Consider the following 24,119-nt stretch of genomic DNA (forward strand, 5'->3'; position numbering starts at 1 on the left):
TTACACTCCTACCGCGACTGAAACTGGTTCTGCTAAAGAAACAGTCGGTGCAAGACCAATTGGATAACCGATATAACCTGCTGGTAAATATTCAATGACTTGAACTGGCAAGCTAATGCTGGTTTCGCCTGCTTTCACCGTAATTTGCTGCCCATTTTGAACATTCAAACGTGCTGCATCTTGTTCACCTACCGCAAACATTGCTTCAGGAATACGAGATTGCATCGCAGGTGTTTTCACCGTGAATTCACTGGAAGCAAAAATGTGATGCATCGGCACAAGGCGGAAGCTTTCAGGGTTAACAACAACCGCTGAAGGTGCAACATAGCTACGTGCTGGACGTTTCGGTAAGCGATCGAATAAACGCACACCCGAATCACCGCCTTTTAAATGGCCGCCCACATTGTCTTGGAATTTATTCCATGCTTGTGGAGAGTTCCAACCTGCTGACCATGCAAATGGCACAAGTGCAGATGGAGTTTGTGTCCCCACATAACCTTCCATCGAGAAAGTTAATGCTGAGTCAATGTCCGTCGGTTGTTTTGGCTCGTGAATCGATAACGGTGCACGAATCGCAGTACGACCTGAATAACGGCGTGGTTCACGTGCAATTTTCAAACCATGTACACGGAAGCCTGCATCAGGTGCAACATCTTGAATCGCTTGTAATGCTGGAACATTTTTCGCAACTGTTTCAATTACATCATCAAGCAAGGTCCAAGAAATCGCTTTACCTTTCACACCTGTTTCAATGGCATGTAACCAGCGCCAAGATTCTTTAATTGCATATTCAGGCTTGTAGTAACTTGGGTCATACACTTGGTAGAAACGTTGTGCACGGCCTTCTTGACTCACGACAGTACCATCACCTTCAGCGAAGCTTGCAGCAGAAAGTACAATCGATGCTTTCGCAACGGTCGCAGTTTCAGAGTGATCAAGTACGACCACATCTTTTGCTTTTGCAAGTGCTGCGTCGACCTGAGCTGTAGGTAAACGACGGTAAAGATCGTTTTCAACCACAATCACGGTGTCATAGTCTTGTGCAAAAACTTGCTCTAGGCTTTGACCACCAAGAATTGCTAAGCCCATTGAGTTCACTTCTGGAACAGTCAAGGTTAAGCCTGCATTGCCCAGATTCTGTGCAACTTGTGCAGCAGCTTCCATAATCGCAGGATCTTGTAAGCTCGTACCCGAAATCACTAAAGGTTTCTTCGCCGCTTTTAAAGTGTCCGCAATCGTTTGCGCAAATGCTTTCGCATCATCGGCCAAACCAAGAATTGCATCGCCTTTCACTGCCGCAGCAATCGCAAAACCTAAACGCGCAATATCGTTTGGAGAAGCAACTACTTCACCTGTCGCAACATCAGCTAAACGCGTTTGAGTTGCTGCCAAGATATAAATTGGTGATTTCGCATCTTGTGCAATACGTTGCACAGGCTCTGCCAACCAATCTTGCGTACGGCGTTCTGCCGCCATTTCTTTAGCTTTGTTTTTCGATGCTTGACGAACAGACAATGCCATACGAGGTGCTGTTTGAGTTAAATCTTCACCCAAAATCAGGACCGCATCGTAACTTTCAATTTCGCGCATGTTCGGGTTGTAAACACCCTCGGTTTGCATAATTGAAGCCGCCAATTCAACCAAGTTTTGCTCTTTTTGAGACATACCCGTTGAATAGTTGTCTTGACCCACCAACTCACGTAGTGCGTAGTTCGACTCAAGCGATGCACGTGGTGAACCAATACCCAATACTTTTTTGCCTTGGATATTTGCAATCACGGTATCTAATGCTTGATCAACAGAAACTGGAGTTGCTTCTGCTCCGTCACGGAATTGCGGTTGACGTGGACGATCTGCACGGTTTACATAACCCGTACCGAAACGACCTTTGTCACACAAGAAGTATTGGTTCACTTCACCGTTGAAACGGTTTTCTACACGACGTAATTCACCATAACGTTCACCTGGTGAAATGTTACAACCTGAAGAACAGCCTTGGCATACGCTTGGCGCATACTGCATGTCCCACTTACGGTTGTAGCGTTCAGAGTGAGTCTTATCGGTAAATACACCTGTAGGACAGACTTCAGTCAAGTTACCCGAGAATTCAGATTCCAAAGTCCCAGATTCTGGACGACCAAAGTAAACACGCGATGCATTGGCATACACGCCAAAATCCGTACCGCCTGCATAGTCTTTATAGTAACGAACACAACGGTAGCATGCGATACAACGGTTCATTTCATGCGAAATGAATGAGCCAAGCTCTTGGTTGTAGTGCGTACGTTTAGTGAAACGGTAACGACGACGGTCGTGTTGCGTCATTACAGTCATATCCTGTAAATGACAGTGACCACCTTCTTCACAAACTGGACAGTCGTGTGGGTGGTTAGTCATCAAGAACTCAACAATAGAAGCACGGAAATCAGTCGCTTCTTTGTCTTCAATCGAGATGTAGGTATTGTCAGATGCAGGCGTCATGCATGACATCACTAAGCGGCCGCGAGTATCTTCCGGATTCGCATATTGAGTCACAGCACATTGACGGCAAGAACCGACAGAACCTAAGGATGGATGCCAACAAAAGTACGGAATATCAATACCCAAAGACAAACATGCTTGTAGCAAGTTCTCTGAGCCATTGACTTCGTACGATTTGCCATCGACATGAATTGTAGCCATAGTCGAATTCCTTAAGCTTGTTCTACGTTGCGAGTTTGCGCAGCAGCATTCACTACTTTTGCTTCAAATTCGCCACGGAAATATTTGAGTGCGCCCATCAACGGTTCCATTGCACCTGGAGCATGTGCACAGAAAGTCTTACCAATCCAAAGCTTACGCGTCAATTCTTGTAAGTGATCGATATCTTCTTTCTTGCCTGTGCCATCTTCCAAGGCTTTTAGTGCTTTCACCGCCCACGGTAAACCATCACGACAAGGCGTACAGAAACCACATGACTCACGTGCAAAGAATTCTTCTAAGTTACGTGTCGCTGAAACCATACATTGTGTTTCATCCACCACCATGAGCAAACACGTACCTAAACGTGAACCTGCTTTCATGATGCTTTCAGCATCCATTGGAAGATCAATGTGTTCCGCTGCCAAGAAGTCAGTTGATGCACCACCTGGTAACCATGCTTTAAGTGTTAAACCATCACGCATACCGCCTGCATGGTCTTCAATCACTTCACGTGCAGTCGTACCAAATGGAAGTTCCCATAACCCAGGGAATTTAACCTTACCTGAAGCGCCATAAATCTTGGTGCCTGGATCTTTCGATTTACCCGCAGATAAATTGATGTACCACTCAGGACCACGCAGCATAATTGCAGGTAAGTTGTTGTAGGTCTCTACGTTGTTGACAATCGTAGGACGACCCCAAGCACCCGCAACTTGTGGGAATGGTGGTTTAGTACGTGGGTTTGCACGACGGCCTTCTAGCGAGTTAATCAATGCAGTTTCTTCACCACAGATATAACGACCCGCACCCGTATGCACGTGCATTTCGAAGTTCCAGCCAGTTCCAAGGATGTTTTCACCCAAGTAACCTTTGGCACGGATTTGCTCTAATGCTTCATTTAAGTAAGCAGCAGCTTCAATGTACTCACCACGGATAAAGATATAACCATGTGTTGCTTCAAGGGTATAACCCGCGATCAACATCCCTTCAATCAATTGATGAGGAAGTTTTTCCATCAACAAGCGATCTTTAAAAGTACCTGGTTCCATCTCATCGGCATTACAGATTAAATAGCGTGGACCACCATCATTTGGTGCCATCAACGACCATTTAATCCCTGCTGGGAAGCCTGCACCACCACGACCTTTAACGGTTGCAGCTTTAATAACTTCAAGCACGTCTTTTGGTGGCATAGTCAAAGCTTTTTTAAAGCCCGCATAACCTTCAAGTGCTTCGTAGTCATCGGCACTACGTACAAACTCTTGTTTACTCAAGCGCCAAGTTAATGGATGAGTTTCTGGGTTACCGTCGCCATAAATTGGTTTTGGTTCGGTATTCATACATACTTCTCCAATAACTGTTTCACTGAGGTCACTTCAACCAGACCGTGCGTGTCTTCATCAATCATCAGCGTCGGACCTTTATCACAGTTACCTAAACAGCAAATTGGTAGCAAGGTAAAACGACCATCTGCTGTCGTTTGACCAAACTGGATACCAAGTTCACGCTGAAATGCTTCTGCCAAAGTTTCCGCACCCATTAAGAAGCACGCAATCGAATCACAAAGCAAAATTACGTGACGACCTACAGGTTGACGGTAGATACGGTTATAGAAGGTTGCGACACCTTCAAGGTCAGCAACGCTCATGCTCAGCATTTGAGCAATCGCATTCATTTGCGCATCATCTACCCAACCATTACGGCGTTGTACACACTTCAGCGCATCAAGACAGGCTGCACGTGGGTATGGGTAGTGATCAATGTGATGTTCGATATCGTGGATTTCTTCCGCAGTCAAAATCCCTTCAACGTTCACACGTGGCTTTTTATCAGTCAAAATCATCATAATGCGTTACCCCTTAACGATCCACATCAGCCATTACGACGTCAATTGTCGCTAAATAAATGATCAAGTCAGATACCAGACTGCCGTTAATCACTGAAGGCATTTGCTGTAAATGGGTGAAAGTTGGTGTACGAATACGGGTACGATAACTCATCGTCGACTTATCAGAAGTCAAATAGTAGTTACTTGCACCTTTCACCACTTCAGCCATAACAGAGGCTTCACCAGCAGGCATTACAGGACCCCACGATACGCTCAAGAAGTGCGTAATTAAGGTTTCAATGTCTTGTAAAGTCTTGTCTTTTGGTGGTGGAACAGCCAATGGGTGATCCGCTTTATATGGACCAGATGGCATGTTATCCAAGCACTGTTTGATGATTTTCAATGATTGTTCGATTTCACGGTAGTGAACGATAACACGTGCATACGCATCGCCTTCGTACTCGACTGGAACTTCGAAATCATAGTTTTCATAACCACTGTATGGACGGTATTTACGTACATCAAAGTCAATCCCTGTTGCACGCAGACCTGTACCTGTTACACCCCAAGCCAATGCAGATTTTGCATCGTATTGCGCAACATTACGGGTACGACCTTCAAATACAGAGTTTTTAAGCGCTGCTGTGTGGTATTCCTTCAAACGTTTTGGCATCCATTCGAGGATTTCACGAATCAGGTGCTGCCAGTTGTTTGGAAGGTCATGTGCCGTACCACCGATACGGAACCACGCTGGGTGCATACGGTATCCAGTGATCGCTTCAATTGCGTCATAGATCTTTTGACGGTCAGCGAACATATAGAATACAGGGGTCATACCACCCGCATCCTGAATTGCAGTACCGATATACAACAAGTGGTTATTGATACGGAACAATTCAGACATCATGACACGGATACATTGCGCACGATCAGGAACTGTAATACCTGCAAGCTGCTCAACACCCATCACATATGGCATGTTTTGCGCACAACCACCTAAGTAGTCGACACGGTCAGTATACGGAATGAATGAATGCCAAGTTTGACGTTCAGCCATCTTTTCCACACCACGGTGGTGATAACCGATATCAGGCACACAGTCTTTCACTTCTTCACCGTCTAACTGCAAGATCACACGGAATGCACCGTGCGCAGATGGATGGTTTGGACCTAAGTTTAGGAACATGAAGTCTTCGTCAGCATTTCCACGTTTTAGACCCCAATCTTCAGGGACAAAACGTAAATGCTCTTGTTCGAAGTCCTGCTTCGCTTGGTTCTGCATATACGGGGTATATTCCGTAGCACGTGCAGAATATTCCTTACGTAGCGGGTGACCTTCCCAATAAGTTGGCAACAAAATACGACGGAGCATTGGATGCCCTTCGAAATTAATGCCGAACATATCGTAAGCTTCACGCTCGTACCAGTTTGCATTTGGCCAGATATTGGTCGCAGTTGGAATGTTGAGATCACTCTCATTCAATGCAACTTTAATACGAATATCCGTATTGCGCTCTAATGACAATAAGTGGTAGAACACTGTAAAGTCAGACGTAGGCAAACTGTCACGGTGAGTACGTAAACGCTCATCTACCGCAGATAAGTCAAACAGCATCACGTAAGGACGTGACACTGTACGCAAGAACATTAAAACTTCTTGTACGCGTGCGCGCTCAACCCAGACCGTTGGAAAATCTTCACGAGTCGTTTGCACATAAAAGTTCTCACCAAATTTGGTTTTGAGCTCTTCTATAATTGCAAATGCTGGGCGTGAATCAACTGCTGTTGATTCTGGCATAGCAATGTCAGTTTCAGCCATTGGCTTGGCTTCCTATTTAATACAAATTCAGTCAACCTTAACGACAATTACACCCATCTCGGGTGCATCAAACATTCATCGTTAAAATTATTTAATTTCATCCATAGAGCGTAAGTTTTTCACTGCAATACGCTGTGCATTCTTACGATCGCGTTCTGGCATCATCTTTGGCTTATATACTGGCTGAAGATCATCACCAATCACGGCAGATAGTGGACGGCGCTCTAATTGAATTTGGTCCTGTAGCAACATTAACGCTTGGATTAATGCTTCTGGACGAGGTGGGCAACCTGGGATGTACACATCGACAGGAATAATTTTATCGACACCTTGCACTACAGAGTAGATGTCATACATACCACCTGAGTTTGCACAAGCACCCATTGAAATCACCCATTTAGGCTCTAACATTTGCTCATACAAACGTTGAATAACAGGCGCCATTTTTACAAAGCATGTGCCTGCTACAATCATCAAATCCGCCTGACGCGGTGAAGCACGAATAACCTCAGCACCGAAACGTGACAAGTCATGCACGCCAGTTAAGGTTGTTGCATACTCTACGTAACAGCAAGATGTACCAAAGTTAAACGGCCAAACTGAGTTCTTACGTCCCCAGTTTACTGCTGTGTGTAACACGTCTTCTAAACGAGTCATGAACACATTCTTATTCACTTCTTCTTCAAGCGGATCGGTAACGATCTGACGCTCCTGAAGTGGATATTGATCAGCATTCGGATTCGCACGGGTTAAGGTATATTTCATCCCGAGTTACTCCTTATCAGATGAGACAGTCGGTGATGTTGCTTTCACACGACCAGATGATTGAGCTGGAATATGACCCGTAGGGTCTGTTACCAATTCTTCAATAGAGTTAAAACGTGTAATGTCAGCAATGTTCATATTTGGAGAACCAATTTTAATCACTTTACCGGCAGCTTTACGACGATCCGTAGGTGCCCAATTTAATGCACCAACCGAAACTGCATAAACTAAAGCAATCAATAAATCGACCACAAAAATTACGACAGTTGTAAAACCTAACCAGCCTACTTCACGTACAGAGGTAGACCATGCGTAAAGATAAAGCGCTTCTAAGTCAAAAACCACGAAGAAAATAGCAACCAAATAGAACTTAGCAGACAAGCGAATACGTGCACCACCTGCACCCACTACGCCTGACTCAAACTGCTCTTGTTTAGCACGGCCCCATGACTTACCCCCAAGGAGTAATGGAACTGTGAGCATAAAAGCACAAAGAAATGTAACGCCGATCACGAAGGCAATAATTGCCCATTCGTATGGAGTAATGGCACTCATGCGGGGATAACTCCTGGCAGGCCTATTTATTAACAAAGAATGTATGTATTGGCCTTCAAATACACCAAACACAAAATTAATCCCGCCAATTGTACCTGATTTATGATTTCACTTGCTAGTTTATAGGTCTTAGTCTTTTGGATGATTTTTTGAGCTTTTTTCTATATTTCCACGCATAAAACACTGAAACCCACCCTACTATCGCTTTATTGAATAAAAAAATAAAATTCCATCATTTTTTTCAACATGGCTTTCATTTAATGCGGATTTCTGCACAAAGCTTAATTGCTGAAATCCTTTATTTATCCCATTGAGCAGCAAATTTTTACAACACAATAAATCCACGAACTTCGTATTCAGACAATCTACAAGCAATACAAGTTTGGGGTAAAAACCCTCATGATTTCGGGATTATTTTTAAATAATGCTTTCTTTTATTTACAACACTGCTACACGACTAAATTACGCAAAGATCATGATTATGGTATTCCTATATCATCATGTAAAACAAATAATAAGGAGCAAACACATGAATCTAGAATTCACTCATAAACCCAATTATTACTTGTTTGCACAACTGCTGATTCGCCATATTGAAAATTATATTGCAAAGCATCCTGATGCAGACAATGCAATATTTGATCTGCGTGATATCTATGAGTTATTCCGACAAGATCGTGCTTCAACCACCACCAATTTAGACGGAATATTCAACATTGTAGATGACTATAAAGTGGAAACGCTAAATGGTGACCAAAAATTAATTACAGGTCATTCGATTGATACCGTGAACAATTCATTATTGGTTGATTTCAATCAGGAAGCTCTAGAAAGCCTAAAAAGCGGCAAACAAATTATCGAACCTGATGCCAGTATTTTGGATTAAAACACGATAGATAGAAGTAGATAAAAGCCCAGCTAAACTCCCATCAAGAGCAATACTGGGCTAATCAAAAATTAAAAAAGATCAAACCTTAATTATCCAAATTCTCTTTAGATCCTAATTTCTTTTTATTACTCTTCGCGAAACGCTTTGCAGGCCAACTCATGGTGAATCTTGCACCTTTTAAGGTTGGACTCGCATCAACCTCAATTCGTCCGCCAAACCAATAAGCAATCCGACTTACAATGGAAAGCCCTAAACCATAGCCACCTGAAGCACGAGTACGGCTATCATCTAAACGTGCAAAAGCCTCAAAAATGCGTTTACGATCTTCTTCAGGAATACCCGGACCATCGTCTTCAACGCAAACATAAGCCATGCCCGCATCTGTAATACCGCCACTGATCACAATCTTATGATCACAGTAACGTACCGCATTTCCAACCAAGTTTTGCACCACACGATGTAAATAGCGGCGCTCTGCATCTGCAATAACACTTGGCAAAGGCGCATCTACAATAATTTCTTTTTGGGTTTTCAATGCTTCAGTTTCTGTAGCAACTTGCTCAAGCACTTCCGCTAACACAATTTTTTCAAAATCGAGCGAAGGCGTGCCCTGCTCTAACTTGGCATAGGTCATAATTTCATCAATTAAGGTATTTAGTGCCTCAATATCTTTATCAATCATCTCGACTTGCTGTATGCGATATTCGTAATCGTCTTCCTCCGCCAGCATTTCCATGGCAAATCGAATACGCGCTACGGGTGTTCTGAGTTCATGTGATACCGCACGCATTAACTCTCGCTGGGCTTCAATCAAACGCTGAATATGGTCCGACATGCTGTTATAGCTTGACGCCAAGCTTGCCATTTCATCGGTACCATCAATCGGCAAACGTAAGCTCAAATCGCCCGATTTCATGCGATTTAATGCATAGTTCACTTCACGAATCTTACGTTGCATTGGCAAAATTAGACCATAAACCCCCAAGCTCAAGACAAACAAGCTCAGCAAGGTAATCCCTGCTGCCAACTGGAATGGCATCCAGTTAAACAAAGGCACTGGCCCCAATACCAACACTTCTGTTGGCGTACTTGGAATAGGAGAAACAATCGAAATGGTTGTGCCGCGCACTGTAGCACTATCACGATATAAGATAATGCTATGATCTAAGCGTAAACGCCCAATTTGCTCTGAATCTAAAGGAAGATTTTGTACTTTCTCAATTTCAATTGGATAGGAAAAATGCTTCTGAATTTTTTCTAGATATTCTTTTTCCTGCCCAGGGTAATACACCAGATAATCCAGAATAAAAATCGGTAGTGCTTTCATTTGACGTTCACCAATTTTATCTACCTTTACGTATAGATAATGATTGGTGTCGTTTTTTAAGCCAATAATAATATAAGCAATTGAGTTTTGCGCATCATAACGCACAGCAGCTTTTTGCTGACTAATACGTTTTTGTTCAGCTCTCGAAAGGTCAACCTTGTTAGCATCGACATAATAAATAGGCAATTCTAACAAATCTGAAGCATCAGAAATCCAGTCTACCTTTTGTTGTACTGTCTGCTGACGCGCAATCCCCTCACTGATAATAAATGAAATACCATCAGTTAAAGACTCACGATATTCTTGCGCACGCTGGTAATTAATAATTTGCACGAGCAAATAAGCAAACAGTGCCACGATTGCAACCAGCACAACCAGACCTGCATAGATGCGCAAGAATATACTGTGTTTAAACACGAAAATGTCCTGTGTGAATCAATAGAGATGTCAATTACATTCCGTTGGTTTCTTTAACAAAAAGATAGCCTTTACTACGCACAGTCTTAATTCGTTTCGGATTTTCCGGATCATCACCAATTTTTGGACGAATACGCGAAATACGCACGTCAATTGAACGGTCTTGACCATCGTATTCAATGCCACGTAGACGCTCAAAAATATCTTCGCGTGACAAAATACGTCCTGCATTTGAAGCCAACAACCAAAGTAAGTCGTACTCGGCGCTGGTAAAATCGACCAACTCTCCATTTAGAGTTACAGAGCGACCACCATTATCAATCACTAAATCATCAAATTCGATGCGTTGTGCTACTTCATCTTCAGGCGCTTTGTCTGTACGACGCAATAATGCACGAATACGCGCTAGCAAAACACGAGGTTGAACGGGTTTAGCGACGTAATCATCCGCACCCATCTCTAAGCCAAGCACCTGATCCATATCTTCAGTACGGGCGGTAAGCATTAAAATTGGTTGATGATAATGCGGACGTACTTCACGACAAATGGTTAAACCATCTGCACCAGGTAACATGACATCAAGCACCACTAAATCTGGTTGCTCAGCAATAATACGACGAATGGCACGATTACCATCTGGCTCTACCCCAACTTCCAATCCATTACGGATTAAGTATTCTTGGGTTAAACGCGCAAGACGCTCATCATCTTCTACAATTAAAATTTTCGGTAACTTTTCTTCTTGGCTCATAAACTGCCCCTTCAATAGGATGAAGCGTATCTTTTAAAAATCCGACAGATACGACGTAATATAATTTTGCAATATACACACGTTTACATTGTAAACAAGATGCTATTCACCAAACTGATACATCTAAGTAGCTTTTTGTAATATTTTTTAATCGTTGAATTAATTGGCTTTTTCAGTTTGTAATTTTTTCGGCTTAATTCAACACATCTTATTACAAAATGAACAATTATCAACCAAAACAAACAATTGATCATAAACTGTCTGATCAGTTTTATTCTTTTTTACTTATCCACAAGGTTATCTATAAGCAGATAAATAGAGCTTTGCTATGCTATACCCTTGTCTAATAAGGCTTAAACCATAAGCATAAAAATAGGGAAATTTGAGCTAATTTTTTTTGACAGAAATCAGAAAAATTTTTAGTAAAATGTCAATATTGATCTACCCTCAATTTTCCCGTATCTTGTGTTCAATTCAATTTTAAACCACTAAGTCTTGTGTTTATTCCTCAAACACTGTGGCACACTTTTTGCCCAGTTCAAATGGTCCATAAACATAACAATAGATGACAATGGAGCTATGCTGACATGAGCGTAATCACATCCACCCCTGGGCAACTTCAGGTGATTAAACGAACTGGTGATGTTGCTGCTTTTGATGCCGAAAAAATTTCTGTCGCAATTGGTAAAGCCTTTTTAGCGGTAGAAGGACAACAAAGTGCCGACTCTAGCCGTATTCATGACCGCATTTCACAACTTACTGAAATGGTAATGAATACCTTTAACCGTCGTTTACCTTCTGGCGGTACAATTCATATTGAAGAAATCCAAGACCAAGTGGAATTGGCACTCATGCGTACTGGCGAACAGAAAGTTGCGCGTGCCTATGTGATTTATCGTGAACAACGTACATCTGCTCGTCAGCAAACAGGTGCACACCATCACCCAACCTTGCAAATCACTGCACAAGACGGTCAACTTAAGCCATTAGACTTAAGCGCGCTCCAAGCCAAAGTCAACAAAGCAGCGGAAGGTTTAGAAGGTATTGATGCGCAAGCCATTATCGATGAAACCATTAAAAACCTTTATAACGGTGTAAAAGAGTCAGACATCTCAACTACGATGATGATGGCAACCCGTACCCGTATTGAACAAGAACCAAACTATACCTACGTAACCGCTCGTCTACTTCGTGATGAATTGGTTGCAACTGGTTTAAGCTTCCTTGGTTTGTCTGAAGACACCGTTGAAGGCGACGCTTTAGAAACTTTCCTTAAAAAAGGGATTGAGCTAGAGCTACTTTCACCAGAACTTCTTAACTTTGACCTTGCAAAATTGGCAGCAGCGATTCAACCAGAACGCTCAAACCAATTCACTTACTTAGGTCTACAAACTTTATTTGATCGTTACTTCATCCATTCAGATGGCGTACGTTTCGAATTACCACAATTATTCTTCATGCGTGTTTCGATGGGTCTTGCACTTAACGAAGAAAACCGTGAAGAACGTGCAATCGAGTTCTATAACTTATTGTCGAGCTTCGATTACATGGCGTCTACTCCGACGTTATTTAACTCAGGTACGCTGCGTCCACAGTTATCAAGCTGCTACTTAACCACAATTGATGATGACTTGTATGACATTTATGGCGCGATGCGTGATAACGCAATGTTGTCTAAATGGGCTGGCGGTTTAGGGAATGACTGGACTCCTGTTCGTGCCTTGAACTCGTATATCAAAGGTACAAACGGTAAATCACAAGGTGTTGTTCCATTCCTTAAAGTAGCGAACGATACCGCTGTTGCAGTTAACCAAGGTGGTAAGCGTAAAGGTGCCGTGTGTGCATACCTTGAAACTTGGCACTTGGACATCGAAGAATTCCTAGAACTACGTAAAAATACGGGTGATGACCGTCGCCGTACACATGACATGAACACAGCAAACTGGGTTCCTGACTTGTTTATGCAACGTGTATTTGAAGATGCTGAATGGACACTGTTCACGCCGTCTGAAACACCAGATCTACACGATTTAATGGGTGCAGAATTCGCAGAGCGTTATGCACACTATGAAGCGATTGCGAAAGAAACAAATATGTTGCACAAGAAAATCCGTGCAAAAGATTTGTGGCGTAAAATGCTGTCAATGTTGTTTGAAACAGGTCACCCGTGGATCACTTTCAAAGACGTATGTAACTTACGTTCACCACAACAACATGTGGGTGTAGTTCACTCTTCTAACTTGTGTACAGAAATTACTTTGAACACAAGCAAAGATGAAATTGCGGTATGTAACTTAGGTTCGATCAACCTTGTACAACACGTTCAAGGTGGTGTGTTAGATCGTGAAAAGCTTGCTCGTACCGTGAAAACTGCGGTTCGTATGCTCGATAACGTAATCGACATTAACTACTACGCTGTTCCACAAGCTCGCAATTCGAACTTAAAGCACCGCCCTGTCGGTATGGGTATCATGGGCTTCCAAGATGCTTTATATGAAATGGGCATGGCGTATGGTTCTGATGCTGCAGTCGATTTTGCTGATGAATCGATGGAAGTGATTAGCTACTACGCAATTTCAACATCAAGTGATTTGGCTGTTGAACGTGGTACTTACGAGACATTTAAAGGTTCACTTTGGGATCAAGGTATCCTACCGATTGACTCGCTTGACCTTGTCGCTAAAACACGTCCTGAGCGTATGTTTGAAGTTGACCGTACTCAACGTTTGGACTGGGACACTTTACGTGCCAAAGTTCAAAAAGACGGTATGCGCAACTCAAATGTTATGGCAATTGCACCTACTGCAACCATCTCTAACATTTGTGGCGTATCACAATCAATTGAACCGACATTCCAAAACTTATATGTGAAATCTAACCTTTCTGGTGAATTCACAGTAATCAACCCGTACCTTGTACGTGCGTTGAAAGACCGTGGTCTGTGGGACTCTGTGATGGTGAATGATCTGAAACACTTCGAAGGTTCAGTTCAAAAGATTTCACGTATCCCAGAAGAGTTAAAAGCAATTTTTGCAACAGCGTTTGAAGTTGAGCCACGCTGGATTGTAGATGCTGCATCACGTCGTCAAAAATGGATTGACCAAGCGCAATCGCTGAATCTTTACATTGCTGGTGCAAATGGTAAAAAACTTGACATCACCTATAAGATGGCATGGTTACGTGGTTTAAAAACGACTTATTACCTCCGTGCATTAGGTGCAACTTCTGCTGAGAAATCGACCATTAACACAGGTGCATTAAATGCGGTTAAAGCAACGACAGTTGCAGCGCCTGTTGCAGCTGTCGCCGAAGAAAAGCCAGTTGCAACCCCTGTAGCTGAAGATGAAGGCTTCGGTCAAGCAGCTCCAGTGCCAATGGCATGTTCAATTGACAATCCAGATTGCGAGGCTTGTCAGTAATCTGACGAGTTTCAAATCCTCCCCGCCCCTCTTTTCAAAGAGGGTTTTAGGGAGATTAAAATATAAATAAAGGAAAAGACCATGCTCCATATGACCCATAACTACATGTTAGGACTCACGGTTTTGGTCTTTTCTTTTGTTTTCTTTTACGTGCCAATGGTCTACGCATTTGTTGCCATTCGCAATCAAAAGCGTAAGCAAAATAAGTCGTGAGAATCTCGTTCTATGCACAGTTTTAGAGCAATGATTGGCAAAACTTAATTTTGCTTTCACAAATTAAGCGTATAGTAAGACATCTCAGCATTGCTGGATGTCTATAAAAGATATAAAGCAACGAAGAGAGAATTGATATGTCTATCCTAAGTTGGGACGATTTAGAAGATGATTCGCAAAAACCGGCTGCACCTGAGCACAAGTCTGCGCCCGTCGAACCGCAAAAAGCGCCTACTGCGCCGTTGGTATCTAATGCAGAGCAACCACAGAAGAATGTGGCAGCTCCACAATCCGCTGGAACCCGTTCAGTGCGATCAACAGATCCAGCCGATCCGTTGGCAAGAGCATCTAACGCTCTAGAAACTTTGGACGTTGCGCCTGGTCTTGAAGAACTTGAGATGGGTGCTCAACGTGTACAAGTTGATGATAAAGCCATGATTAACTGTCGTGCTGACTTGAACCAACTTGTACCCTTCAAATACGAATGGGCTTGGCAGAAATATCTAGACGGTTGTGCAAACCACTGGATGCCTCAAGAAGTCAACATGAACCATGACATCGCGCTTTGGAAGTCTGAAAATGGCTTAACTGAAGATGAGCGTACGATTGTGATGCGTTCTTTAGGTTTCTTCTCGACTGCGGATTCATTGGTTGCAAATAACTTGGTCTTGGCAATTTACCGTCACATTACCAACCCTGAATGCCGTCAGTACATTTTACGTCAAGCATTTGAAGAAGCGATTCATACTCATGCTTACCAATACTGTATCGAATCTTTAGGCATGGATGAAGGCGAAGTCTTTAACATGTACCGTGAGGTTCCATCTGTAGCGCGTAAAGCAGCGTGGGGCTTAAAGTATACTCAATCTTTAACTGACCCTAATTTCCACACAGGTACACCTGAAAACGACCAAATTTTGCTGCGCAACTTGATTGCATTCTACTGTGTCCTTGAAGGGATCTTCTTCTACTGTGGTTTCAGCCAAATCTTGTCGATGGGCCGCCGTAACAAGATGAATGGTGTTGCTGAGCAATTCCAATACATCTTACGTGATGAGTCGATGCACTTGAACTTTGGTATCGACATGATTAACCAAATCAAGATCGAAAACCCAAGCTTATGGACTGCTGAATTCCAAGAAGAAATCATTCAGATGATTCTTGAAGGTACCATGCTTGAAATCGAATATGCACGTGACACGATGCCGCGCGGTGTATTGGGTATGAATGCTGCGATGATGGAAGAATATTTGAAGTTTATCTGTAACCGTCGTTTAAGCCAGTTGGGCTTACCTGAACAATTTGCTGGTGTGAATAACCCATTCCAGTGGATGTCTGAAATGATGGACTTACGTAAAGAGAAGAACTTCTTTGAAACGCGTGTGACAGATTATCAGACTGGCGGTGCGTTAAGCTGGTAAGTAAATTACGCTCAAAAATCCCGCCTTAATGGCGGGATTTTTTACATTAGACAGTTCTAACCTTAATGGATAAAACTCAATAAAGAAAAACCTCCCTGATAAATCAGAGAGGCTCATTGTGTTATTTAAATTAATATAGATAGCTGAGCGATCAATTAAAGGACGATCACCCCCATGCCATTCACAATGTCATTATCCACAAATACAGTGTTTGCACCGAGTGTATATTGAGTCATTGTCACACCATTAATGGTTGATTCTATACCCTTAATTGCACCGATCATTTGTACCTGATCATGTGAATCACCAAAAATTTGCAGTGTATTTGTTCCTGTCACTTCCAGAACATCCGCGGCAGTCAAGGTTAATTTTGAGCCATCAGCTCCATTCCCCAAATCAATCCGTTCAATATTATGAATAGTAGCTTCACCTACTCCGTTATAATTCGAGAAATCTAAATCTATTCCACCCAATAAGGTTAAGGTATCTGTACCTGAACCACCATCAATAGCAGCAAAGCCTGTACCTGAAATAATGATCACGTCATTGCCATTACCACCATTTAAGATATCGGCACCATTTCCATCAATCAACAGGTCATTGCCATCACCACCATTTAAGGTGTCATTCCCTGCACCTCCACGGAGCAAGTCATTTCCAGAACCACCATTTAGTGTATCATCACCATCGTAGCCATAAAGACGCTCATGAATTGTGCCAGATGCGCTATTGTTTAAAATATCATTTGCTGAAGTTCCTTGAATAATATCAGGATTTCCTCCAGCCCCTAATAAGTTCTGTAGTACTTGAGCATTCAGCAATGATGAGAAACTGTCTGAATCTGTTGCACCGTAACTATCTGTTGCTGTCACAGTAAAACTACCCAAGGCACTCACACTCAAGCCCGCAATCAAGCTCAGTAAATTTACATCGGAATTGAGTTGAATTGTGGCTAATAATTCATTCACTGCAAGATTATCAATGTTTCCACCGTCCAGTGCCGTAATGGTTATTGTCGATGTTGCACCTAGCAGACCCAACACACCTGAGGTATTGTTGATATGAATTTCGAGCCCCAAATCTGCGGCTAACTGTGCAGAGGCAGAGAAACTTAAGCTTCCTAAATTTACCGTGAGTAGACCGTTAAATTTAACTTCTACTGAACGCAAGTTTTGGTTTTGATCGACTGCAATAAATGCTTGCTGATTCAAGTCAATGATGCCAAGCGCATTGACGCCAATTAAGCCCAGTAAAGTTGCATCGGCAGCTTGCGTAATCGGTGCTACATTCGGCTGGCCTGAGGATGCAGGTGAGCTTGAATCAAAGGTAATATTGGTTGAAGCAGTATCACCATCATTATCTACAATCACCACATCAAATGATGAAGAACCATTTAAATCCGTGTTTGTGGTTGCTTGATCCACCAAGAGATTTCCATTTTTGAGTAAATTCGAAATAATCTCTTGCTGAGTGGTATAGCTACCTACCAAATCGACATTTGTAAATGTAATGTGCTGATTAGAAGTTGTTGTTGGTGTAGCAGCCGATAGTGTACCTGCTGTACTGATATAAAGAATTGTATTGGTACCATCAAACACAAAGTATAAATAATTTGCCAAGTTTCCAATACTTGTGCCCTTCGCCAATTCACCGACCAATAAGCTACGCAAATCCAGAATATCTCCACCACCTGCAACAGGTTGTTTAGAAAAATCAGTAATAGTATCTACTGCTGGTGCTACAACAGTGCCCTGATCCCCTTTCTCCCAAAGGAAGGTATCATTGCCCGAACCACCAGTAAGTGTGTCATTTCCAGTACCACCACTCAATATGTCGTTACCAGCACCACCACTTAAAGTATCGTTACCTGCGCCACCGCGTAGCAAATCATTACCTTGGTTACCTGTTAAGGTATCGTTTCCAGCATAGCCATATAAACGATCATCACCACTGGTACCATTGAGCGTATTTATACCGCTTGTACCCTCGACAATCCCTGCGGGGTCATTATTTGGATCTAATAAACTTACACCGAGTAAATCTGTATAAGAGGTGGTAGATGTCACAGGTTGACTGTCTGTTGCGGAAATAGAAATAGTCGGCGCGATACCTAATGATAATAAATCTAGACCATATTGATGAACGTAAACAGTTGCTAAAAACTCATTCAATTTAAAGTTATCAATTGGTCCACCATCTAAGGATGTGATTGTCAGTCTTGAATAAGATTGGGTTGTAACTAATAGTAAATTTATAATGTCATTATTTTCTACAACATTTAAACCGAACTCCGCAGCCATAGCTGTCGACCAATCTAATTTATAGTAATTTAAGACCCCAATACTTATGGCAGCACCCGCATTTACTACAACCGATTTAATATCGTTATTTGGATCAACTGCTGTTAAAAGTTGATTGGTGCCAATTCCTATCAGACCCAAAGCATCAGCATTCACAAGACCCAATAAGCTTGCCGATTTATTAATGCCGACAACTGGTGCTTGGGCTGCTTCCGTTACCGCTAATGATGAATAGCTATAATGCCCCGTCAACATGTCCACAACAAGAACTTCACCTGTACCTTTGTTGATTGTTAACTCATCATTTGTGGCATTAAAGCTGTAAGTAATTGAACCTGCAACTCCTGAAGCTGAAACTGAATCTGTTACAGATGAATAGCTTAAGGTATAACCATCGACCGTAATACTTTGTACATGACCGTGATCTGCGCCATAACTAACGACTAACTCTCCCTCCACCGCAGCAGGCTGTACATCAACGCCATATGTGATACTCGGAGCAGCAATTGGTGAGTCATCTTCTACATTAATCATTAATGTAGAATTGGTTGAACCCACAGCATCGGTCGATGTTATGGTAAAGCCAAGTCCTAGAATATTTTCAAGTGAAGCCATTGGGTGGTCTATTGGCTGTTTCAAGCTAAAGGTATAAGCCCCTGAAGTTGAAAGTGTGAGTACCGCGACCTCTTTCCCTCCTGCTGTTCCTGTCAATGTATAAACACCTGCCGTAAGTGAACCACTCCAAGTCACCGTCTGGCCTCCAGAAGTAATACCCAATGGTCCTGCTACAGCAACTGAAGTTAGAGTACCTAAATATAGAGTGCCTGTAATAGACGTCGCATTGGTTGTATCCTCAGGGTTGCCAACAGCATCAGCATTTGCACCTGCAAGCCCTTCTTCTGAGACGGAGACGATCACGACATCGCCTTTGGCAGTATCACTATCTAATGCAAAATTATTTGAAACATCAAAACCATACGAAGTAACTACACTCCCATCTTTAACTGCATCCTGACCAATCGTTACAACACCCGTAATCGAGTTGATACTTACCCCAGTTGGCAATGGGGTTGGTATTGGATTATTGACAATACTCCACGTACCATCGCCTGCTTGTGATGCAGATAAGACAACAAGAGTATTTTCTTCATCAATATAATAAATGTCCTGCTCAACATTATCCGCACCCGGAGTTACAGTGACGGAACCATCATCCAATGCAACGACATCTGGCGCATCTGCGGTCAATGGTGTTGTATCATCTGGATATGTTGTATCACTGTCCTGAGCAGTATTGCCTAAAAAGTCTGTACCAATGGAAGTAACAAGACTGCCATCTTTTACGGCATCACGTCCGATACTGACTACACCCGTTGTACTATTAATACTGACATTCAATGGGGTTGTATCCAAACTCCAAGTTCCATCAGGCGCTTTAGTCGCAGTTAAAGTTACATCAACATCCAATTCATTCTTATAAGTGATGACCTGTTGAAGATTATCACCACCAGGAACAATACTCACTGAACCGCCCAGTACTGCAAGGACATCTGGTGCATCAGCAACTGTATCGACTATTACATTCTGATTACTGCTTGCCGTGTTGCCTGCGGTATCCGTCACCGTGGCCACTACTGCATAAGTATCATCAGCCAAAGTGATCCCTGTTAGATCGAGGGTCCAATTCCCTGCTGGATCAACCGTTAAATGTGGATCGGCTGTGGTGTAGGTGGTCGCACCCACTTTCACGCTGAGGCTGTTACCATCATCCAGATCCACCGTGCCTTTAAACAGCAAGGTGTTGTCATTGGTGATGAAGTCGGTCGCTGAGCTGCCCGTGTCATTGGTGATCGAGTCGAAGGTCACGGTTTTACCATCCGCATCGGTATCGATCTTGGTATCAATCACTACGTTTTGGCTGGTGCTGCTGGCAGTGTTGCCTGCGGTATCGGTCACCGTGGCCACAACGGGATAGGTACCATCAGGGAAAGGACTGCCCGTGAGGTTTAGGGTCCAGTTGCCCAAGGCATCTACGGTCAGGCGTGGGTCGGTAGAAAGATAAGTGGTGCTGCCGACTTTCACGCTGAGGCTGTTGCCATCATCCAGATCCACCGTGCCTTTAAACAGCAAGGTGTTGTCATTGGTGATGAAGTCGGTTGCTGAGCTGCCCGTGTCATTGGTGATCGAGTCGAAGGTCACGGTTTTACCATCCGCATCGGTATCGATCTTGGTGTCAATCACTACGTTTTGGCTGGTGCTGCTGGCGGTGTTGCCTGCGGTATCCGTCACGGTCGCGACTACGGCATAAGTCGCATCAGCCAAAGTGGTCCCTGTTAGATCGAGGGTCCAATTCCCTGCTGGATCAACCGTTAAACGTGGGTCAGCTGTGGTGTAGGTGGTCGCACCCACTTTCACGCTGAGGCTGTTACCATCATCCAGATCCACCGTGCCTTTAAACAGCAAGGTGTTGTCATTGGTGATGAAGTCGGTTGCTGAGCTGCCCGTGTCATTGGTGATCGAGTCGAAGCTGACGGTTTTACCATCCGCATCGGTGTCGATCTTGGTGTCAATCACCACGTTTTGGCTGGTGCTGCTGGCGGTGTTGCCTGCAGTATCGGTCACCGTGGCGACTACGGCATAGGTGCCGTCAGTTAAGCTCGTGCCCGTGAGGTTTAGGGTCCAGTTGCCCAAGGCATCTACGGTCAGGCGTGGATCGGTAGAAAGATAAGTGGTGCTACCGACTTTGACACTGAGGCTATTGCCATCATCCAGATCCACCGTGCCTTTAAACAGCAAGGTGTTGTCATTGGTGATGAAGTCTGTCGCTGAGCTGCCCGTGTCATCAGTGATCGAGTCGAAGCTGACGGTTTTACCATCCGCATCGGTATCGATCTTGGTGTCAATCACTACGTTTTGGCTGGTGGTACTTTTGCTATTACCTGCTGCATCACTGACGGTTGCCACGACCGCATAGGTGCCATCTGCCAATGCATTACCTGTGAGGTTTAAGGTCCAGTTACCAGCACTATCTACTGTTATTTTTGAATTTAGGTCACTGGTACTATAGGTCGTGCCACCGACTTTGACACTGAGAACATTGAGGGTAGTACTAGCATCGGTATCCACCTTACCTTTAAATAATAAGGTATTGTCATTGGTGATGAAGTCACCTGCTGTACCTGAGTCAGTGGTAATTGAATTAAAGGTGACTAATAAATTTGCATTTTGAGTATCAATCTGATCAACTTTGGATACGTCACTATCTGAAGCAGTATTGTTATAAGTATCACTTCCTACAGACGTAACAGTTGAAAGGTCTTTAACTGCATTAGGACCAAGTGCAATTCCGCCTGTCGTTGGGTCAATGGCAACATTGGCAGGTGTTTTATCTAGACTCCATTTACCATCAGCTCCTTTTGTTGCGGTTAAGGTCACTGCATTGTTAGATTCATCTATATATGTAACAACTTGCTTAACATTATCTGCGCCTGGTTTTACTACAACTGCACCTGTATCCAGAGCCACAACATCAGGTGCATCTGCTGAAGTTGGGGTACTATCATCAATCTGCGCTATATCACTATCTGTAGCAGTATTATTGCTAGAGTTAGTCCCTGTAGAAGTTACGGTGCTGCCATCTTTCACAGCATCCATACCAATAGTCACCAAACCTGTTGATGAATTGATACTTACACCTGTTGGAGTTTTGTCTAAAATCCATTGACCATCTGAACCCTTTGAAGCAGTTAAGGTCACGGGATTATTAGATTCATCCGTATAAGTAATCACTTGTTTAACATTATTTGCACCCGGCTTAACTGTGACGACACCACCATTTAAAGCCACTACATCGGGTTTGTCCGCAGATGGAGCTGGTGGTGTCCCACCACCTCCGCCCCCACCACCTCCAGCAGCAGCTAAGCCTGCAAGCGGAATTAAAGCCAGTAACCAATATGGGTTAAATTCATAAGATGCAGAAGTTAAAGGTTCACCACCCAAGGCTTGCCCAGCACTCATTTGATCAGCCAACATACTGACAGCATTCTGCTGTACACCAGTTTCAGGTACATACGCGTAATAACTGCCATTTTCATGCAAACCAATCAGCAAATTGGTTGTAGTGCCATCCGTTCCGTAATAACCTTGAATAATCAAATCAGGATCAAGCGCGTTAACACCATCATCTTCAAAGCCTATATATAGATCATTACCTACACGCTGAATTTTGATATTTTCTGGCGCAAATTGAGTTGCATCATCAATCAACTCATAATTAATACCTTTTTGTGCCTGAATCGTTACAGGCTGATCATGAGTTTTAGTAACTTGGAAAGCCGAAATAATGGTTTTCGCATCATGCAATTTTATAGTGACTGTTTGATTTGGCATTTTATTTATCCTTTTCTTATAACTTGATTTTTAAAATTGTGAATAAATACAGAGAGCAATGTTTATTCAGCTTTCATTCCGTAGGTCACAATTTCTACCCGTCGGTTTGGTAAATCACATTGCTCACGTGCTGCCTTATCATTGGCATATTTCTGGTCACAATCACTCACTACAAGCTCTTGTTCACCACGCCCTTCAACCAAAATATTCTTTTTCACTGCTCCATTTTGAACCAACAGTGCTCGTACTGTTTCTGCTCTACGCTGTGCAAGTTGCTGATTTGAATTATCCGACCCAACAGGATCTGTATATCCAATGACTGCAATATGGCTAATGGCTTCTTGATCCTGCGTAATTTCAGAAGCAATTTCTGCAACTTCTTTACGCCCTTGAGCAGTCAAATCATTTGGACCAGACTTCGCATAATTGAACAAAGTACTGGCTTGTAAGGTGTATTTTTTGAGGATGGTTTTAACAGGGACTTGTACATAAACAGGTTGCGCACATTCTTCGATCTCTTTTACGCGCGATTTAGTCGCCACTGCTTCTTTAAGATCAGGTAACAGCGGTTGTGCTTGAGCCTCGGTCAGCTCTTGTACTTGTAACGCTTGATTCGTGCCTGCAACTAGCTTGAAATATTGTGTCGAACCGTCTGTGAGCGATTGGGTAGAATTCTGTCGACGTGCATTGGCATAGTTCAGAGTACTTTGCGTGTAAATTGCATTTATTCGGGTAGAACGCGCACATAACTGCATTGCTTTAAATGAACCTGGTAATAATGATGTTAAATAATGCCCATCAATAAATACATTGGCTGCTGGCCCTTTTAATCCTTCTTTATCACGAATAAATACAACCTGCGTGTGCCCCTCTTTAACTACTTTCGGTTGTAAGTAGGGTTTTGAACCAAATTGCTCCCAGTGCTCAAAAGGAGGGTTTTTATTTGTAGTTGAACACCCAGCCCAAAATAATGAGCATCCAACCATTAATACTAATATTTTAACATTCATCACACCCACCTCTTTTATTTCTATTTCAATTTCCCACCATTTAACTAAGGGTGGATTATTTTTATTCCACGAAAACCCTTAAAAAAATTAAGCATTTACGTGATGGATTTTTATAATACTTATATAAAAGAATATAAAAAAATATAAAAAAAACAATAGAATTAATTATTTTTTTAAAAAAACATTGAACTGGTTCACATATTTTCAAGATGAATAAATTATATTTTTATACTAATTATTCTTTGAATAAAGATTGGACAGCTTAACATTATAAATATGATCTAAAAATCAACACCATATAATATATATTACAAATATATATTAATTCATTAAA

At 42.7% G+C, this 24,119-nt stretch carries 14 protein-coding genes; 4 read left to right on the top strand and 10 right to left on the bottom strand.

The window, feature by feature from the left end:
- From nuoG to ndhC, 6 genes are all read right to left on the bottom strand, one after another.
- The gene (nuoG, locus tag E0H87_RS08445) at positions 1-2,682 is read right to left on the bottom strand and encodes an NADH-quinone oxidoreductase subunit NuoG (RefSeq protein ID WP_131323175.1); all 2,682 of its coding nucleotides are present in this window, start codon (positions 2,680-2,682) and stop codon (positions 1-3) included.
- An 11-nt stretch (positions 2,683-2,693) separates the two neighbouring features.
- Entirely contained in the window at positions 2,694-4,022 is a 1,329-nt protein-coding gene (nuoF, locus tag E0H87_RS08450) for an NADH-quinone oxidoreductase subunit NuoF (RefSeq protein ID WP_131323176.1), read from the bottom strand.
- Entirely contained in the window at positions 4,019-4,528 is a 510-nt protein-coding gene (gene nuoE, locus E0H87_RS08455) for an NADH-quinone oxidoreductase subunit NuoE (protein WP_016166025.1), read from the bottom strand. Before nuoE ends, nuoF begins: the two co-directional genes overlap by 4 nt.
- Before the next feature lie 13 nt (positions 4,529-4,541).
- Positions 4,542-6,329, bottom strand: a complete 1,788-nt coding sequence (gene nuoC / locus E0H87_RS08460) for an NADH-quinone oxidoreductase subunit C/D (RefSeq protein WP_131323177.1) — start codon at positions 6,327-6,329, stop codon at positions 4,542-4,544.
- A gap of 87 nt (positions 6,330-6,416) precedes the next feature.
- A complete protein-coding gene (locus E0H87_RS08465) occupies positions 6,417-7,094 on the bottom strand; it encodes a NuoB/complex I 20 kDa subunit family protein (RefSeq protein WP_016166027.1) in 678 nt (225 codons plus the stop codon).
- A 6-nt stretch (positions 7,095-7,100) separates the two neighbouring features.
- Positions 7,101-7,649: an NADH-quinone oxidoreductase subunit A gene (ndhC, locus tag E0H87_RS08470; RefSeq protein WP_131323178.1), complete on the bottom strand. Its 549-nt coding sequence runs from the start codon at positions 7,647-7,649 to the stop codon at positions 7,101-7,103.
- Between the two features lie 529 nt (positions 7,650-8,178).
- Here ndhC and E0H87_RS08475 point away from each other — a divergent pair.
- Positions 8,179-8,535 (top strand): hypothetical protein, encoded by a 357-nt coding sequence (locus E0H87_RS08475; RefSeq protein WP_131323179.1) that lies wholly within the window; start codon positions 8,179-8,181, stop codon positions 8,533-8,535.
- Between the two features lie 88 nt (positions 8,536-8,623).
- On the opposite strand, the gene bfmS is transcribed toward E0H87_RS08475, so the two are convergent.
- Entirely contained in the window at positions 8,624-10,282 is a 1,659-nt protein-coding gene (gene bfmS, locus E0H87_RS08480) for a sensor histidine kinase BfmS (RefSeq protein WP_131323180.1), read from the bottom strand.
- Positions 10,283-10,316: 34 nt separating this feature from the next.
- Positions 10,317-11,033 (bottom strand): response regulator transcription factor BfmR, encoded by a 717-nt coding sequence (gene bfmR, locus E0H87_RS08485; RefSeq protein ID WP_016166031.1) that lies wholly within the window; start codon positions 11,031-11,033, stop codon positions 10,317-10,319.
- Positions 11,034-11,620: 587 nt separating this feature from the next.
- Here bfmR and E0H87_RS08490 point away from each other — a divergent pair.
- From E0H87_RS08490 to E0H87_RS08500, 3 genes are all read left to right on the top strand, one after another.
- Positions 11,621-14,452: a ribonucleoside-diphosphate reductase subunit alpha gene (locus tag E0H87_RS08490; protein ID WP_131323181.1), complete on the top strand. Its 2,832-nt coding sequence runs from the start codon at positions 11,621-11,623 to the stop codon at positions 14,450-14,452.
- 81 nt (positions 14,453-14,533) lie between these two features.
- Positions 14,534-14,665, top strand: coding sequence for a preprotein translocase subunit YajC (locus tag E0H87_RS08495; protein WP_131323182.1), 132 nt, complete (start codon positions 14,534-14,536; stop codon positions 14,663-14,665).
- 137 nt (positions 14,666-14,802) lie between these two features.
- Positions 14,803-16,086, top strand: a complete 1,284-nt coding sequence (locus E0H87_RS08500) for a ribonucleotide-diphosphate reductase subunit beta (protein WP_131323183.1) — start codon at positions 14,803-14,805, stop codon at positions 16,084-16,086.
- 155 nt (positions 16,087-16,241) lie between these two features.
- Here E0H87_RS08500 and E0H87_RS08505 read toward each other — a convergent pair whose 3' ends face one another.
- Both E0H87_RS08505 and E0H87_RS08510 read right to left on the bottom strand, forming a co-directional pair.
- A complete protein-coding gene (locus E0H87_RS08505) occupies positions 16,242-22,775 on the bottom strand; it encodes an Ig-like domain-containing protein (protein ID WP_131323184.1) in 6,534 nt (2,177 codons plus the stop codon).
- Between the two features lie 62 nt (positions 22,776-22,837).
- Positions 22,838-23,785 (bottom strand): OmpA family protein, encoded by a 948-nt coding sequence (locus tag E0H87_RS08510; RefSeq protein WP_131323185.1) that lies wholly within the window; start codon positions 23,783-23,785, stop codon positions 22,838-22,840.
- Positions 23,786-24,119: the final 334 nt, after the last annotated feature.

This window comes from Acinetobacter sp. ANC 4178 (assembly GCF_004331175.1).
In the GTDB taxonomy this organism is placed as follows: Bacteria; Pseudomonadota; Gammaproteobacteria; order Pseudomonadales; family Moraxellaceae; genus Acinetobacter.

Coding starts and splice junctions, on each gene's coding strand:
- ndhC (WP_131323178.1), bottom strand. CDS start 7,649: ATGAGTGCCATTACTCCATACGAATGGGCAATTATTGCCTTCGTGATC.
- E0H87_RS08465 (WP_016166027.1), bottom strand. CDS start 7,094: ATGAAATATACCTTAACCCGTGCGAATCCGAATGCTGATCAATATCCA.
- nuoC (WP_131323177.1), bottom strand. CDS start 6,329: ATGGCTGAAACTGACATTGCTATGCCAGAATCAACAGCAGTTGATTCA.
- nuoF (WP_131323176.1), bottom strand. CDS start 4,022: ATGAATACCGAACCAAAACCAATTTATGGCGACGGTAACCCAGAAACT.
- nuoE (WP_016166025.1), bottom strand. CDS start 4,528: ATGATGATTTTGACTGATAAAAAGCCACGTGTGAACGTTGAAGGGATT.
- E0H87_RS08500 (WP_131323183.1), top strand. CDS start 14,803: ATGTCTATCCTAAGTTGGGACGATTTAGAAGATGATTCGCAAAAACCG.
- E0H87_RS08490 (WP_131323181.1), top strand. CDS start 11,621: ATGAGCGTAATCACATCCACCCCTGGGCAACTTCAGGTGATTAAACGA.
- E0H87_RS08475 (WP_131323179.1), top strand. CDS start 8,179: ATGAATCTAGAATTCACTCATAAACCCAATTATTACTTGTTTGCACAA.
- nuoG (WP_131323175.1), bottom strand. CDS start 2,682: ATGGCTACAATTCATGTCGATGGCAAATCGTACGAAGTCAATGGCTCA.
- E0H87_RS08505 (WP_131323184.1), bottom strand. CDS start 22,775: ATGCCAAATCAAACAGTCACTATAAAATTGCATGATGCGAAAACCATT.
- E0H87_RS08495 (WP_131323182.1), top strand. CDS start 14,534: ATGCTCCATATGACCCATAACTACATGTTAGGACTCACGGTTTTGGTC.
- bfmR (WP_016166031.1), bottom strand. CDS start 11,033: ATGAGCCAAGAAGAAAAGTTACCGAAAATTTTAATTGTAGAAGATGAT.
- E0H87_RS08510 (WP_131323185.1), bottom strand. CDS start 23,785: ATGAATGTTAAAATATTAGTATTAATGGTTGGATGCTCATTATTTTGG.